Raw genomic sequence first — 13,718 nt, 5'->3', positions numbered from 1 at the left:
GAACGACGATGTGAGGCGGCCGCGAGAGGCGGAAAAGGCACGTTGCCGGTCGGTTTCGAAACCTGATCGTTCTATGGCTTTGCTTTTATTTGCGTAGCTTTGCGGTGAGGTCGCATCGGCCTGTGTACCATCCCGTTTCCGGCACGACGGCAAGCGTCGCATGGCGCCAAAACCCATGACAATGCCGTCACGCCGCACCGTTCGCCGCTTGCCGTGCGACCTCTGTCTGGCTGTCGACAAAGTCGGCCCAACTCTGAAGCAGGCGACGCTGCCGCTTCGCTTCTTCGCTCGCTTCGCGCGGCGCGATGTCGCCCTGCGCGCCAGGTTGCTGCTCCATGTTGCGTAGGTGTATCGACGCGGTGCGACGAAAGTCATGCAGCACGAAATGCTCCACGTCGAGCCCCAATGCCTTGACTGCCTGGTTCAGCGTGCTTTTCGCGATTGGCCGATCGTCGCCTCTAACGCTCGGGAAGACGAACTTCTCGCTGGTCCGTGCTCGCTGCAGTTCGCGCAGCAGCGCTACCGCCTGACGCGGCAGACAGACGATGCGATCCTCGCGTGCGCCCACGCGCGCGGCGGGGATCGTCCACAGCGCGTTGTCGAGATCGAACTCGGCCCATGTCGACTCGATGAGGTCGGATTTGCGCGCCATCGTCAGCACGAGCAGATGCAGCGCGAGCTTCAGCGGGCGGCGGATGTTCGACGTGTCGATCGTGCGCAACGTGACGCCGATCTCGGCGCCGGACAGCACGCGGGTGCGGCTGTCGAAGGTTGCGATCGAGCGCGCGGGCACGACTTGCGCGGGATTGCTGGTCGCGAGCTGCCGCGCGATCAGGTAGGCGTAGAGGCGCTTCATCACGTTACGCGTGTGCAACGCCATTTTCGGCGAGCCGCGGCTTTTGATGCGCTCGCAGATCATGACGATGTCGTCGGCACTGACCGCGCCGATCGGCTTGTTGCCGATCGCCGGCAGCACGTCCTTGTCGAGCGCGCGCCGCGTGCTGCGGCGATATTCGTCCGACTTGCCGGCCAGCGCCGTCGCGAGATAAAGCTCGGCCGCCTCTCGCAGCACGTCGGCCTTGCTCTCGACGCCGCGATCGCGGCGCGCGGTCGCGACTGGCGAAATACCCTGCGCGACGAGCGCCGCGTACTTCTGTGCTTTCGCGCGCGCGACGCGCAGCGAAATCATCCGGTAATCGCCGATCGTCGCGAGCGGTTGACGCTTGCCGTTCAACGTATAGCGGAAGCGCCAGACCTTGGTGCCGGTCGTCATGACCTCGATCACGAGGCCGTTGCCGTCGGCGACGCAGTAGCGGGTTGCGCGCGGTTCGAGCGCGCGGATCTGGGCTTCGGTGAGCGGGGTGGCAAGGCGGGGCATGCTGGACACGGTACGATCAGACTCGGACAGCGCGCATTCTAATCCTTTGTGTTGGCTGTGTACCAAAAATGAAGCCGGTTTTTGGTCGACGGAGTGTGATTGGCGGTCGCGCTGGCATGGTGATCATTTGGCCGGTGTGGGCCGTGCGGCGGCGAGTCATGGCGGCCTTGCAACTCTGGAGCTACTTGCCGATACAGAATCGACTGAAAATCACGCCGAGCAGATCGTCCGAGCCGAACTCACCGGTAATCGAATTCAACTGATCCTGCGCGAGCCGCAATTCCTCGGCGAACAGGTCGAGCGCCTGGGCATTTTGCTCCGCATGTGCGGCGGCGGTCGCCAGATGCTCGTCGGCCGCGCGCAACGCGATCAGGTGCCGCTCGCGCGCGAGATAGACGCTTTCCGCACCCGCCTGCCAGCCGGCGATTCGCAGCAGTTCGTCGCGCAGTAGCGCGACGCCGTCACCCTTTTTCGCCGACAGTCGCACCTCGCTGAGTTCGAGATCAGCGTCGAGCGCCTGGGTCGCCGGCGCGAGCCCGGTCAAGTCGGTCTTGTTCAGCACGCGCACGACCGGCACGCCGCGCGGAAAGCGCCCGGCGATCGTTTCGTCGTCGGTCGTCATGCCGGTGCGTGCGTCGAGCAGATGCAGCACCACGTCCGCGCGCTCGATCTCGCCCCACGTGCGCTCGATGCCGATCTTCTCCACCTCGTCTTCCGTCTCACGCAGGCCGGCTGTGTCGATCACGTGCAGCGGGATGCCTTCGATCTGGATCGTCTGCGCGACCTTGTCGCGCGTCGTGCCGGCAATCGGCGTGACGATCGCCAGTTCGGCGCCGGCGAGCGCGTTCAACAGCGACGACTTGCCTACGTTCGGCTGTCCCGCTAGCACGACCGACAAACCCTCTCGCAGCAACGCCCCCTGGCGCGCCTCGCTCAGCACGTGCGCGAGACCCTCGCGAATGCGCGCGAGCTTGCCGCGCGCGTCGGCGGCTTCGAGAAAGTCGATCTCTTCTTCCGGGAAGTCGAGCGTCGCTTCGACCAGCATCCGCAGCGTAATCACCTCTTCGACAAGCGCATGGATATCGCGCGAAAACGCGCCGTCGAGCGAGCGGCCGGCCGAACGGGCGGCGGCCTCGGTGCTCGCCTCGATGAGATCGGCGACGGCTTCGGCCTGCGCGAGATCGAGTTTGTCGTTGAGGAATGCGCGGCGCGTGAATTCACCAGGCTCGGCAAGGCGCAGGCCGAACGCGCGGCCGGCGTCGATGCAGCGCTGCATCACCAACTGCAGCACGACCGGGCCGCCGTGGCCTTGCAGTTCGAGCACGTGCTCGCCGGTGTACGAATGCGGCGCGGGAAAGTGCAGCGCGATGCCGCGGTCGAGCGGATTGCCGCTGGCATCAAGAAACGGCACGTAGCTCGCGTGCCGCGGCGCGAGCGTCTGGCCGGTGAGCGCCTGCATCAATGGCTGGGCCGCCGCCTCGCCGGCACGGCCCAACGAGATCCGCACGACACCGATGCCTCCGCGGCCGGGTGCAGTGGCAATGGCGACGATGGGATCGGAGTCGGTCGTGAGCATGGGAATTCGGGCGAAAACGCGAGGGGAAGGGCAGGGCCGCGCCGATGGAAACGGCGGAGGCATTGTAACGCGCGAGTCTCGAATCGGAAGGCCGCTGGCAAGGGCGCGAAGCGGATCGCAAACTCGCTGGGACTATTGTCGGAGAAACTCGTATTTATCTTAGATAAGCTAGGATTAGTACCGCGTCGCTTAAGAAGAACTGAGACCGGATAGGATTTGCGACTGAGGGAAAAGCAAGCCAGGCAATAAAGAGATGAAAAAAGCCGATTCCACGCAACGCGTTGTCCAACGTGCGCTACAAGCTAAAACTATCTCAAATAAGAGAAACCTAAGCTCGACTGGTTGTCAACTGGATGGATGCTGAATTGCACAATCTGGCACATGCCAACCGACAAAGAAAAAGCCGCCTTCGCGAGGAGGCTGAAAGATCTGCTCGAGCCGCTGAAAATTCGCGGCGGGACCAAACTCGCCGAGCAGTTCAATCTTCGCTATCACGGCGAGCGTCCCGTGACACCACAGACCGCGCACAAATGGCTGACGGGCACGACGATTCCAAAGCCGGACAAGTTGCGCACACTCGCCGAATGGTTGAACGTCAAGGAGCACTGGCTCCATTACGGACCGCCGCCCGGCACGAGCGCAAGACCGATGGCACGCGGCGAAAAATACCCGCCGACACCCGAAACGATCGAGCTGGCGTCGAAGATCGCATCGCTGACGCCGAAAGACCGAAACCTCGTCGAGGAAATGATCGTGCGCTTCTACGGTGAAGATTCGGACGAAGAATGATCGACGAAGAATGATCACGCGGCCGCGTGCCGCATTTCCTTCAATCGCACCATAAGAAAAGCCGCCCGGTTCGCACCGGGCGGCTTTTCGTTTTCAGCTTGTGCCGGCGGCGGCCATGCCGGCCGCCGCGGCACGGAACATCAGGCCGGCTTCGCCTTCGAGGTGCCCATCATCCGCGTGATGTAGTACTGCTGCGCGATCGACAGCACGTTGTTCACGACGTAGTACAGCACGAGGCCCGCCGGGAAGAAGAAGAACATCACCGAGAACGCGATCGGCATGAACATCATCATCTTCGCCTGAACCGGGTCCGGCGGCGTCGGGTTCAAGCGGGTCTGCAGGAACATCGACACGGCCATCAGGATCGGCAGAATGAAGTACGGGTCCTGCTGCGACAGATCCTGAATCCACAGAATCCAGGGCGCACCGCGCATTTCCACCGACGACAGCAGCACCCAGTACAGCGAAATGAACACCGGAATCTGGATCACGACCGGCAGACAGCCGCCGAACGGATTGACCTTCTCGGTTTTGTACAGCTCCATCAGCGCCGCGTTCATCTTCTGCGGGTCGCCCTTGAAGCGCTCGCGCAACGCCTGCATGCGCGGGGTGATCGCCTTCATGCGCGCCATCGACTTGTAGCTCGCGGCCGACAGCGGGAAGAACACTGCCTTGATCAGCACCGTGAGCAGCACGATCGACCAGCCCCAGTTGCCGACATAGCTGTGGATCTTCGACAGCAGCCAGAACAGCGGCTTCGCGATGATCGTGACCCAACCGTAGTCCTTCACGAGCTCGAGCCCCGGTGCGATGCCTTCGAGCATCTTCTCTTCTTCCGGACCGGCGAACAGACGCGCGGACACGCTGACGGTCTGGCCCGGCTGAATGGTCGGCAGCGCCTGCTTCATGCCGACGCGATACAGCGACGGATCGATCTTCTCGGCGTAGAACTCGCGCTTTGTGCCTTCCTGCGGAATCCACGCCGTCGCGAAGTAATGCTGGACCATGGCGACCCAGCCGTCGTCGGCCGACGTCGCGAAGTTCTGCTTGTTCTTGTCCAGATCGCTGAACGTCATCTTCTGGAAGTGGTGCTCGTTCGTGTAGACAGCCGGTCCGATGAACGTGTGCGAGAAGCGTGGCGTTTCGACCGGCTGGTCGTCACGCACGAGTTCCATATAGATCTGCGGCGTCACCGCCGTGGTGCCGACGTTCTGGACCTTCGTCTCGACGCCGATCACATAACTGCCGCGCGTAAACGTGTACGTCTTGATGACCTTCAGTCCGCCTTTTTCCGGCGACTCGAAGCTCATCTGGAACGAGTTCTGACCGTCAGCGAGGTGGGTCGGCTGATTCGGCATCAGCGTGAAGACGTCGTTGTGATTCGGGACATCGCCGCCCAGCAAGCCGGTGCGCGCCAGATACGTGTGATTGTTCGTTTTGTCGAACAGCGTGATCACGAGGTCCGGCTGCTTGCCGTCACCCTGCTTGACGAGCGACAGGCGCGACACCGTGCCGCCGCGCGTATCGATTTCGCCGCTATAGACGTCGGTGCTGAACTTCACGAGTTGCGATTGTGCAGCCGCCGGCGCATTGCCGGGCGCGGCCGCGGTGGTGGCCGGCAGATCGGCCGGCTGGGTTCCCGGGGTCGTGGTGCCCGGCGCGGCGCTGCCTGCGGTCTGGCTCGGCGTCGTGCTCGGGAAGAACATCGACGGGCGTCCGTGGTCGCGTTGCCAGTTGTCGAACAGCATGACCGCTGACATGAAAAAGATGACCCATAGGACGGTGCGTTTGATATCCATGCGTTGTCTCAGTGTCGATGGAACGGCGCGTCAGCGCTTTTCAGAAGTGGGTGGCGGGACGAGATCGATGCCGCCCGCGGAAAACGGGTGACAGCGGCAAACACGCCTCACGGCGAGATAAGTCCCGCGCGCGGCGCCATGATACTGGATTGCCTCGCGCGCGTAATCAGAGCAGGAAGGGTAAAAGCGGCACCGGTTGCCGAGCATGGGGCTCACGGCAAGCTTGTAAAAACGCAATAAAGCGATGAGTACCGTTTGCATGGCAGATGCGGCGGGGGGGCGCCGCGCAACGTGAAGTACCGGGCGACGCCCGCGCCCTGAAGCTGCCGGCGCCACGCGAATGGCGGCGGCCTTGGTGCGGGTGGTCACTGCGTCAATCCGTCCTGGGCGCCTCCGCGGGCGGCGCCTGACGACGGGTAATTTCGCGCGCTGCCTTGTCGAGCAACGCCTCGATTTCGCTGCGGCACAGCGTCTTTAACGGCGAAGACGACGCGCTCGGCAACGCTTTCTTGTCGAAACGCGTATGTAGACGCAGCAGCACATCCCAACCGCCGAATTCCGCGCGACGCAGCCGGAAGGCTTCGCGAGCGATCCGGCGTACCAGATTACGCGTGGCCGCGCGCGGGGCATACTTCTTGCCGACCACGAGACCAAGACGCGCCTCGTTGCCGGTGGGCCGGCCGTACACGACGAAATGCGCGGTACGGCGCCACGGCCGCAAACGAAAAACGGATGAAAATTCATCCGTTTTTAGTAGCCTTGCGGCTTTGGGGAAGTTGGCTTGCGCTCGCAACGGAACCGAGCCCGGTTGCTGCGCCCCGGCCGCTCCCGCTTCGCCGCGGGCTTCGGTCACAGCGCGCAATCCACTTGCCTTAGATTGCGAGGCGCTTGCGACCCTTCGCGCGACGTGCATTGATGACCTTGCGGCCACCAGCGGTCTTCATGCGAACGCGAAAGCCATGGGTGCGCTTGCGACGGGTAACGGAAGGTTGGTAAGTACGTTTCATGTTGCTCTCACTTGATCGAAAAAAACCGCGCGATCATCGCTGAAAGCGCAATGGCCGGTGGTTTACTGAAATTGGTTTTCGCGGAACCCGCTATTTAAACTGGTTTTCCGTTGGCCGTCAATAGTTTAGCCATCTTTCGGCGCGGCCCGCGCTTGCCGGGTCAGACGATCCGTCCCTGTGGATAACTCACTGGCGGCTCCATTTTGGCGTTAGAATCTCGCCTTACTTCCCAAAAATGTTGCACGTCGCTCCGGCACGTTTGTCCCGCAAACCCTTGTGGTACAAGCGCCTGGGGCCGTTACGCCTGGCTGCTCAGGGCCTTGTTGCGCGCGCGACAGGAGCAGCGGCGACCGCCGTGCACACCATAACGACAGCAACTTGATGAACGAATTCTGGCAACACTGTTCCGCATTGCTGGAGCGTGAGCTTACGCCCCAGCAATACGTGACGTGGATCAAACCCTTGGCCCCGGTCGCCTTCGACGCCGCTGCGAACACGTTGAGCATCGCCGCGCCGAACCGCTTCAAGCTCGACTGGGTCAAGAGCCAGTTCTCCGGCCGCATCGCGGATATGGCCCGCGATTTCTGGCACGCGCCGGTGGAAGTGCAATTCGTACTGGATCCGAAGGCCGGCATGCGCGGCCCGGCAGGGGCTGCGCCGGCGTCATCCTCCGCACGTCCGGCTTCGGTCGCGCCGCAGGGCGGAAATGCCGGTGGCGTCGCCGCCGTGGATGCGGCCGTGGGCGCCGTGCAGGCGGCCCAGACCGCGCGCGCGAATCCCGCAGCCGCGACAGCGGCGCTCGCCGCGCAAAACGCAAACGCGCGCAGCGCCGCCGACGATGCCGCCGATCTCGATCTGCCGAGCCTCGACGCGAACGAAGCCGCCGCCGGGCGCCGCACGTGGCGTCCGGGCCAGGGAGCAGGCGCGGCCGGCAGCGGCGAGAACGACTCGATGTACGAGCGCTCGAAGCTGAATCCCGTGTTGACCTTCGACAACTTCGTGACCGGTAAGGCGAACCAGCTCGCGCGCGCCGCAGCAATCCAGGTCGCGGACAACCCCGGCATCTCGTATAACCCGCTGTTCCTGTATGGCGGTGTAGGTCTCGGCAAGACCCACCTGATCCATGCGATCGGCAATCAGTTGCTGATGGACAAAGCCGGCGCGCGCATCCGCTATATCCACGCGGAACAGTATGTGTCCGACGTCGTGAAGGCGTACCAGCGCAAGGCATTCGACGACTTCAAACGCTACTACCACTCGCTCGACCTGCTGCTGATCGACGATATTCAGTTCTTTTCAGGCAAGTCGCGCACGCAGGAAGAATTCTTCTACGCATTCGAGGCGCTGGTCGCGAACAAGGCGCAGGTGATCATCACGAGCGACACGTATCCGAAGGAAATCTCGGGTATCGACGACCGCCTGATCTCGCGCTTCGACTCCGGTCTAACCGTGGCGATCGAGCCGCCCGAGCTGGAAATGCGCGTCGCGATTCTGATGCGCAAGGCGCAATCGGAATTCGTGAGCCTGAGCGAGGACGTTGCGTTCTTCGTCGCGAAGCATTTGCGCTCGAACGTGCGCGAACTCGAAGGCGCGCTACGCAAGATCCTCGCTTATTCAAAGTTCCATGGCCGCGAAATTACGATCGAGCTGACGAAGGAAGCACTGAAAGATCTGCTCACGGTTCAGAACCGCCAGATCTCCGTGGAAAACATCCAGAAAACGGTCGCCGACTTCTACAGCATCAAGGTCGCGGACATGTATTCGAAAAAGCGTCCGGCGAATATCGCGCGGCCGCGGCAGATCGCGATGTATCTGGCCAAGGAACTGACGCAGAAGAGCCTGCCGGAGATCGGCGAGCTGTTCGGAGGGCGCGACCACACGACGGTGCTGCACGCGGTGCGCAAGATCGCCGACGAGCGCAGCAAGGACGCGCAGCTGAACCACGAACTGCACGTGCTGGAGCAGACGCTGAAGGGCTAGGCGCGCATGAAAAGCAGGAAAACGGGCAGGGGACAGGCAACCTGGCAGCAACCCGGAGCAAGCTCCGCAAAATCGACCTGTTTATTCCCAAACTCGCCCCCAATTTAGTGAGGCGGTCCCGTTTTCAGGCACAATACAGGTTTAACCGCCCGGCGGCCGCGGGCGGATTTCACGCCGTGTCGGGCGCTTTTCATGGCGCCGGCGGGGAGCCGCGGCTGCACGCTGGAAAGCTTGTCCCTTAAGGCGTGCAGGCCGTTATATCAACGAAGGAACCCTATGCAACTGGTCAAGACCGAACGCGATAACCTCCTCAGGCCGCTGCAAACCGTGAGCGGCATCGTCGAACGCCGCCATACGTTGCCGATCCTCGCCAATTTGCTGATCACCAAGAACGGTCCGGACGTATCGTTCCTGTCGACCGACCTCGAGTTGCAGATCACCACGCGCGCCGATTTTGGCGTGGGCGGCGATTCGGTCGCGACCACGGTGGCGGCGCGCAAGCTCCTCGACATTCTGCGCGCGATGCCCGAAGGTCAGGTCACGCTGACGCTGAACGACAAGCGCCTGACCGTGCAGTCCGGCAAAAGCCGCTTTGCACTGCAAACGCTCGCCGCAGACGAATTCCCGACCGTCGCTCAGGCTAAAGACTACGGCGCGAGCCTCGTGGTTCCGCAAAAGACGTTCCGCCAGTTGCTCGGCATGGTCCATTTCTCGATGGCCCAGCAGGACATCCGCTACTACCTGAACGGCATGCTGCTGGTGGTGGACGGCGACCAGCTGATGGCAGTCGCGACGGACGGCCACCGTCTCGCGTTCTCGTCGATGAAGATCGAGGGCTCGTTCGCACGCCAGGAAGTGATCATCCCGCGCAAGACGATTCTCGAACTGCAGCGCCTGCTCGAAGACATCGACGACACGGTCAAGATCGACATCGCGCAGACGCAGGTCAAATTCACGTTCGGCCAGGTCGAACTCGTGTCGAAGCTCGTGGAAGGCAAGTTCCCCGACTTCCAGCGCGTGATTCCGAAGTCGCACAAGAACAAATTCCAGATTGGTCGCGAGGAACTGCAGCGCTCGCTGCAACGCGCGGCGATTCTGACCTCGGACAAATTCAAGGGCGTGCGCTGCATCGTCGAGCCGGGCCAGTTGAAGATCACGTCGACCAACGCCGATCAGGAAGAGGCGCAGGAAGAACTGGAAATCGCATACGACGGCGACAGCGTCGATATCGGGTTCAACGTCACGTACCTGCTCGACGTGCTCGCGAACCTGAAGGTCGACATGCTGCAGGTGAGCCTGGGTGACGCCAGCTCCAGCGCGTTGATCACGATTCCCGAGAACGACGAATTCAAGTACGTGGTGATGCCGATGCGTATCTGACGCGTCTAACATCAAGAAAAACACCAAGGGGCGCAGCGCCCCTTTGGCGTTTTTATGGCGTTTTGAAAAGTCCAGAGCAGCAACCTTGCAGTAACGCAGAACCGGAAAAAATCCATGACTGAAACGAACAATACGCAGCCCGATAACAGCTACGGCGCCTCGTCCATCCAGATCCTCGAAGGTCTGGAAGCCGTGCGCAAGCGGCCTGGGATGTACATCGGGGATACATCGGATGGCACCGGTTTGCACCACCTCGTGTTCGAAGTGCTCGACAACTCGATCGACGAAGCGCTGGCCGGACATTGCAACGACATCCAGGTGATCATCCACGCGGACAACTCCGTATCGATCACCGACAACGGCCGCGGCGTGCCGACCGGCCTGAAGATGGACGACAAGCACGATCCGAAGCGCAGCGCCGCCGAAATCGTGATGACCGAACTGCACGCGGGCGGCAAGTTCGACCAGAACAGCTACAAGGTGTCGGGCGGCCTGCATGGCGTGGGCGTGTCGTGCGTGAACGCGCTGTCGGCGTGGCTGCGCCTCACCGTGCGCCGCGACGGCAAGAAGCACTTCATGGAATTCCACCGTGGCGTGCCGCAGAACCGCGTGCTCGAAGAAGTCGACGGCGTGACCACGTCGCCCATGCAGGTGATCGGCGACACTGAAAATCGCGGCACCGAAGTCCATTTCATGGCCGACGAGACGATTTTCGGCAACGTCGAATATCACTACGACATCCTCGCGAAACGGATTCGCGAACTGTCGTTCCTCAATAACGGTGTGCGCATTCGTTTGCTGGATCAGCGCTCGGGCAAGGAAGAGGATTTCGCGTTCGTCGGCGGCGTGAAGGGTTTTGTCGAATACATCAACAAGAACAAGTCCGTGCTGCACCCGAACATCTTCCACATCATGGGCGAGAAGGACGGTGTGGGCGTCGAAGTGGCGATGCAATGGAACGACAGCTACAACGAAAACGTGCTGTGCTTCACGAACAACATTCCGCAGCGCGATGGCGGCACGCACCTGACCGGGCTGCGCGCCGCGATGACGCGCGTGCTGAACAAGTACATCGCCGATCACGAAGTCGCGAAGAAGGCGAAGGTCGAAACGTCGGGCGATGACATGCGTGAAGGGCTGTCGTGCGTGCTGTCGGTGAAGGTGCCGGAGCCGAAGTTCAGCTCGCAGACGAAGGACAAGCTGGTGTCGTCGGAAGTGCGCGCGCCGGTGGAAGAAGTGGTGGCGAAAGCGCTCGAGGAATTCCTGCTCGAAACGCCGGGCGACGCGAAGATCATCTGCGGCAAGATCGTCGATGCGGCGCGTGCGCGCGATGCGGCGCGCAAGGCGCGCGAGATGACGCGGCGCAAGGGCGTGCTCGACGGCGTAGGCTTGCCTGGGAAGCTCGCGGATTGTCAGGAGAAGGACCCGGCGAAGTCGGAGATTTACATCGTCGAGGGTGACTCGGCGGGCGGGTCGGCGAAGCAGGGGCGTGACCGGAAGTTTCAGGCTATTTTGCCGCTGCGCGGCAAGGTGCTGAACGTCGAGAAGGCGCGCTACGACAAGCTGCTCTCTTCCGAACAGATCGTCACGCTGATTACCGCGCTTGGCTGCGGGATCGGCAAGGAAGACTACAACCTCGAGAAGCTGCGCTATCACCGCATCATCATCATGACCGATGCTGACGTCGACGGGGCGCACATCCGGACACTGTTGTTGACGTTCTTCTATCGGCAGATGCCGGAGATGATCGAGCGCGGGTATATCTATATCGCGCAGCCGCCGCTTTACAAGATCAAGGCGGGGAAGGACGAGCGGTATCTGAAGGATGAGTCGGAAGTGAACGCTCATATTCTTCGACTCGCGTTGCAGGGGTCCGAGCTGGTGGCTTCTGAAGGTGCGACTCCGATTACCGGGGATGCGTTGGGTGAGTTGGCGCGGGCTTATCTGTTGGCGCAGGCGGTAGTTGATCGTTTGAGCCGACTGTATGACGCTGGCGCGCTCGAGGCGGTGATGGATGGTGTCGCGATCGATCTCTCCAGCGAGCAGGCGGCCGAGGCTTCGGCTCGCGCGCTCGAAGCGAAGCTGCGGGATGACGCACTGAAGCCTGATGTGACCGTGACCACGATGTACGACCCGGTGCGGGAACTGCGCTCGCTGCGCGTCGCGCGGACGCATCATGGGAATCAGAAGATTTCTGTGTTCGATGAAGAGTTTCAGTTGACTGCGGATTATCAGCAGCTTGTGACTACCGCTAATACGTTTAAAGGCTTGATCGGGGCCGGTGCGGTGATCAAGCGCGGCGAGCGGAGTATGGCGGTTAGTGACTTCAAGAGTGCGATGAAGTGGTTGCTCGCGGATGCTGAACGGAATGTTTCCAAGCAGCGCTATAAAGGGCTCGGGGAGATGAATCCGGAGCAGCTCTGGGAGACGACTATGGATCCTGCAGTGCGGCGTCTTCTTCGGGTGCAGATTGAGGATGCGATTGCTGCCGACGGCATTTTCACTACGCTCATGGGGGATGATGTCGAGCCGCGGAGGGCTTTCATTGAGTCTAATGCTTTGAGGGCGGGGAATATTGATGTTTGAGGGGTAGTGTAGCAGGAACCATAACGTGAGATTTTGGGATGCATCGGGTGAGACTTTTATTGAATGACGCGTCCCGATAGCTCAAGCTGATGACATCCAGTCAAGCGTGATTCCGTAAGAAACAACGGCCACCTTTATGAGGTGGCCGTTGTTTTTTCGGTGAAAACTCCCGGACTGCGGTTCGCCAGGTCGTCGGCAATCTTGCTGATGTCTTCCAATCTGATGTGGACAAAGCGTGGAATCTGGCGAAGTCGGTGACGGTGGAGTGAGTGAGGCGACGGGGGCGCTGCTTGTGAATATTTGCAAATATGTTCGCCTTTTTGCAAATATTGTGGCCCGTTTTTCAAATATGTTGATCGCTTATCAAATAAGTTGATCCGTTAGGTTTTGCCGGCGTGCCATAGGAACGCCGTATTGGCTTATGAGCGTTCAGGCACCAGTAAAGCAGAGTGGTCTTCTTGGTAGCAATTCCGGTGCATCAGTCAGCGATCAGGGCTCGGCAGAAGCATCCGGTATCCTTGCTCCGTCCGAGTTACTTACCTTAGTCGCGCCTCCCATCCCAGGCGAGAGCCTGGTGTCGCAGGTTTGCCGATTGCATATCGCTAGTGGGAACTCGACGACTCGCGATACCTACGAGGAGCTCTTTCACAGGGCTCCTTTTCAGCTGACGCATCGGATTCCATCCCACATCGGTGCGCTCGCGACGAGGTTTGACGGTGACCTCGCAGAAACGACGCTCCGCATACTGCGTGAGAGCACACTTTTCCCGCTGTTTGAAATGTTCAATGGCGCCCGCTTTGGGGCGATTGGCACCCTAGACAGCGTGGATGCAGCACTGCAACCCTTACCTAAAAGGAACATCTTGGAGTCGGGTTGGACACGCTTGTGTCCATGCTGCCTCGCGGATGACGAGAGAAACCTCGGCACACCCTCCATCAAACGCGCTCACCAGATACCGGGAGTGGCCGTTTGCTATCGGCATGGCACACCTCTCCTCGACCGCTGCCCAACCTGTCGTTGCCCCTTCGAACGCAAAAACGACCTCGTGCTGTTTCCATGGAAAGGATGCCCAGCGTGCGGGCTAAGCTCGACTGCTCTGACCGCAGAGGCCCCAGATCCGCAGAACTCGAAGATGCTTGAATTCGCTAGGTTCTGCATTGATTTGCTGGAGTCGAATGTCTCAAGCCTTTCGCGGAGCGGCTTAGTCAAGATGTACCGAAACG

The 13,718-nt window shown here is 61.2% G+C and carries 10 protein-coding genes and 1 pseudogene; 5 read left to right on the top strand and 6 right to left on the bottom strand.

All coding sequences use genetic code 11. The features are described 5' to 3' along the window. Nucleotides 1–187 precede the first annotated feature (187 nt). Both LJ655_RS09225 and mnmE read right to left on the bottom strand, forming a co-directional pair. Nucleotides 188–1,378: a tyrosine-type recombinase/integrase gene (locus LJ655_RS09225; protein ID WP_230560937.1), complete on the bottom strand. Its 1,191-nt coding sequence runs from the start codon at nucleotides 1,376–1,378 to the stop codon at nucleotides 188–190. Between the two features lie 181 nt (nucleotides 1,379–1,559). After that, nucleotides 1,560–2,954, bottom strand: a complete 1,395-nt coding sequence (gene mnmE, locus LJ655_RS09220; protein ID WP_230560936.1) for a tRNA uridine-5-carboxymethylaminomethyl(34) synthesis GTPase MnmE — start codon at nucleotides 2,952–2,954, stop codon at nucleotides 1,560–1,562. A gap of 381 nt (nucleotides 2,955–3,335) precedes the next feature. Between mnmE and LJ655_RS09215 the strand changes: the two genes are divergently transcribed. Further along, the gene (locus LJ655_RS09215) at nucleotides 3,336–3,743 is read left to right on the top strand and encodes a transcriptional regulator (protein WP_008921740.1); all 408 of its coding nucleotides are present in this window, start codon (nucleotides 3,336–3,338) and stop codon (nucleotides 3,741–3,743) included. A 140-nt stretch (nucleotides 3,744–3,883) separates the two neighbouring features. Here LJ655_RS09215 and yidC read toward each other — a convergent pair whose 3' ends face one another. The 4 genes from yidC to rpmH form a co-directional block, all read right to left on the bottom strand. Beyond that, nucleotides 3,884–5,542, bottom strand: coding sequence for a membrane protein insertase YidC (gene yidC / locus LJ655_RS09210; protein WP_230560935.1), 1,659 nt, complete (start codon nucleotides 5,540–5,542; stop codon nucleotides 3,884–3,886). 30 nt (nucleotides 5,543–5,572) lie between these two features. Further along, the gene (gene yidD / locus LJ655_RS09205; RefSeq protein ID WP_187632646.1) at nucleotides 5,573–5,803 is read right to left on the bottom strand and encodes a membrane protein insertion efficiency factor YidD; all 231 of its coding nucleotides are present in this window, start codon (nucleotides 5,801–5,803) and stop codon (nucleotides 5,573–5,575) included. Nucleotides 5,804–5,915: 112 nt separating this feature from the next. Continuing rightward, the gene (gene rnpA, locus LJ655_RS09200) at nucleotides 5,916–6,395 is read right to left on the bottom strand and encodes a ribonuclease P protein component (protein ID WP_425605788.1); all 480 of its coding nucleotides are present in this window, start codon (nucleotides 6,393–6,395) and stop codon (nucleotides 5,916–5,918) included. A 19-nt stretch (nucleotides 6,396–6,414) separates the two neighbouring features. Then, a complete protein-coding gene (rpmH, locus tag LJ655_RS09195) occupies nucleotides 6,415–6,549 on the bottom strand; it encodes a 50S ribosomal protein L34 (protein WP_004198824.1) in 135 nt (44 codons plus the stop codon). Between the two features lie 381 nt (nucleotides 6,550–6,930). Here rpmH and dnaA point away from each other — a divergent pair, with 381 nt between their 5' ends. From dnaA to LJ655_RS30335, 4 genes and pseudogenes are all read left to right on the top strand, one after another. Then, complete coding sequence (gene dnaA, locus LJ655_RS09190; RefSeq protein WP_230560933.1) at nucleotides 6,931–8,529, top strand: chromosomal replication initiator protein DnaA; 1,599 nt, start codon at nucleotides 6,931–6,933, stop codon at nucleotides 8,527–8,529. 276 nt (nucleotides 8,530–8,805) lie between these two features. After that, nucleotides 8,806–9,909 carry a DNA polymerase III subunit beta gene (dnaN, locus tag LJ655_RS09185; RefSeq protein WP_230560932.1) on the top strand — a complete coding sequence of 368 codons (1,104 nt, stop codon included), beginning with the start codon at nucleotides 8,806–8,808 and terminating at the stop codon, nucleotides 9,907–9,909. A 114-nt stretch (nucleotides 9,910–10,023) separates the two neighbouring features. Beyond that, on the top strand, nucleotides 10,024–12,495 hold the full coding sequence (gyrB, locus tag LJ655_RS09180) for a DNA topoisomerase (ATP-hydrolyzing) subunit B (RefSeq protein WP_230560931.1): 2,472 nt from the start codon (nucleotides 10,024–10,026) through the stop codon (nucleotides 12,493–12,495). 421 nt (nucleotides 12,496–12,916) lie between these two features. Then, nucleotides 12,917–13,477, top strand: a pseudogene (locus tag LJ655_RS30335) (TniQ family protein); the annotation flags it as partial. Nucleotides 13,478–13,718: the final 241 nt, after the last annotated feature.

It is taken from the genome of Paraburkholderia translucens, from assembly GCF_020881035.1.
GTDB lineage: Bacteria > Pseudomonadota > Gammaproteobacteria > Burkholderiales > Burkholderiaceae > Paraburkholderia > Paraburkholderia translucens.
This window is presented reverse-complemented; position numbering and strand designations above follow the sequence as displayed.

What these genes read in the sequence shown, in the direction of transcription:
- mnmE (WP_230560936.1), bottom strand. Translation starts at nt 2,954, where the DNA reads ATGCTCACGACCGACTCCGATCCCATCGTCGCCATTGCCACTGCACCC.
- LJ655_RS09215 (WP_008921740.1), top strand. Translation starts at nt 3,336, where the DNA reads ATGCCAACCGACAAAGAAAAAGCCGCCTTCGCGAGGAGGCTGAAAGAT.
- rpmH (WP_004198824.1), bottom strand. Translation starts at nt 6,549, where the DNA reads ATGAAACGTACTTACCAACCTTCCGTTACCCGTCGCAAGCGCACCCAT.
- dnaN (WP_230560932.1), top strand. Translation starts at nt 8,806, where the DNA reads ATGCAACTGGTCAAGACCGAACGCGATAACCTCCTCAGGCCGCTGCAA.
- gyrB (WP_230560931.1), top strand. Translation starts at nt 10,024, where the DNA reads ATGACTGAAACGAACAATACGCAGCCCGATAACAGCTACGGCGCCTCG.
- yidC (WP_230560935.1), bottom strand. Translation starts at nt 5,542, where the DNA reads ATGGATATCAAACGCACCGTCCTATGGGTCATCTTTTTCATGTCAGCG.
- LJ655_RS09225 (WP_230560937.1), bottom strand. Translation starts at nt 1,378, where the DNA reads ATGCCCCGCCTTGCCACCCCGCTCACCGAAGCCCAGATCCGCGCGCTC.
- yidD (WP_187632646.1), bottom strand. Translation starts at nt 5,803, where the DNA reads ATGCAAACGGTACTCATCGCTTTATTGCGTTTTTACAAGCTTGCCGTG.
- dnaA (WP_230560933.1), top strand. Translation starts at nt 6,931, where the DNA reads ATGAACGAATTCTGGCAACACTGTTCCGCATTGCTGGAGCGTGAGCTT.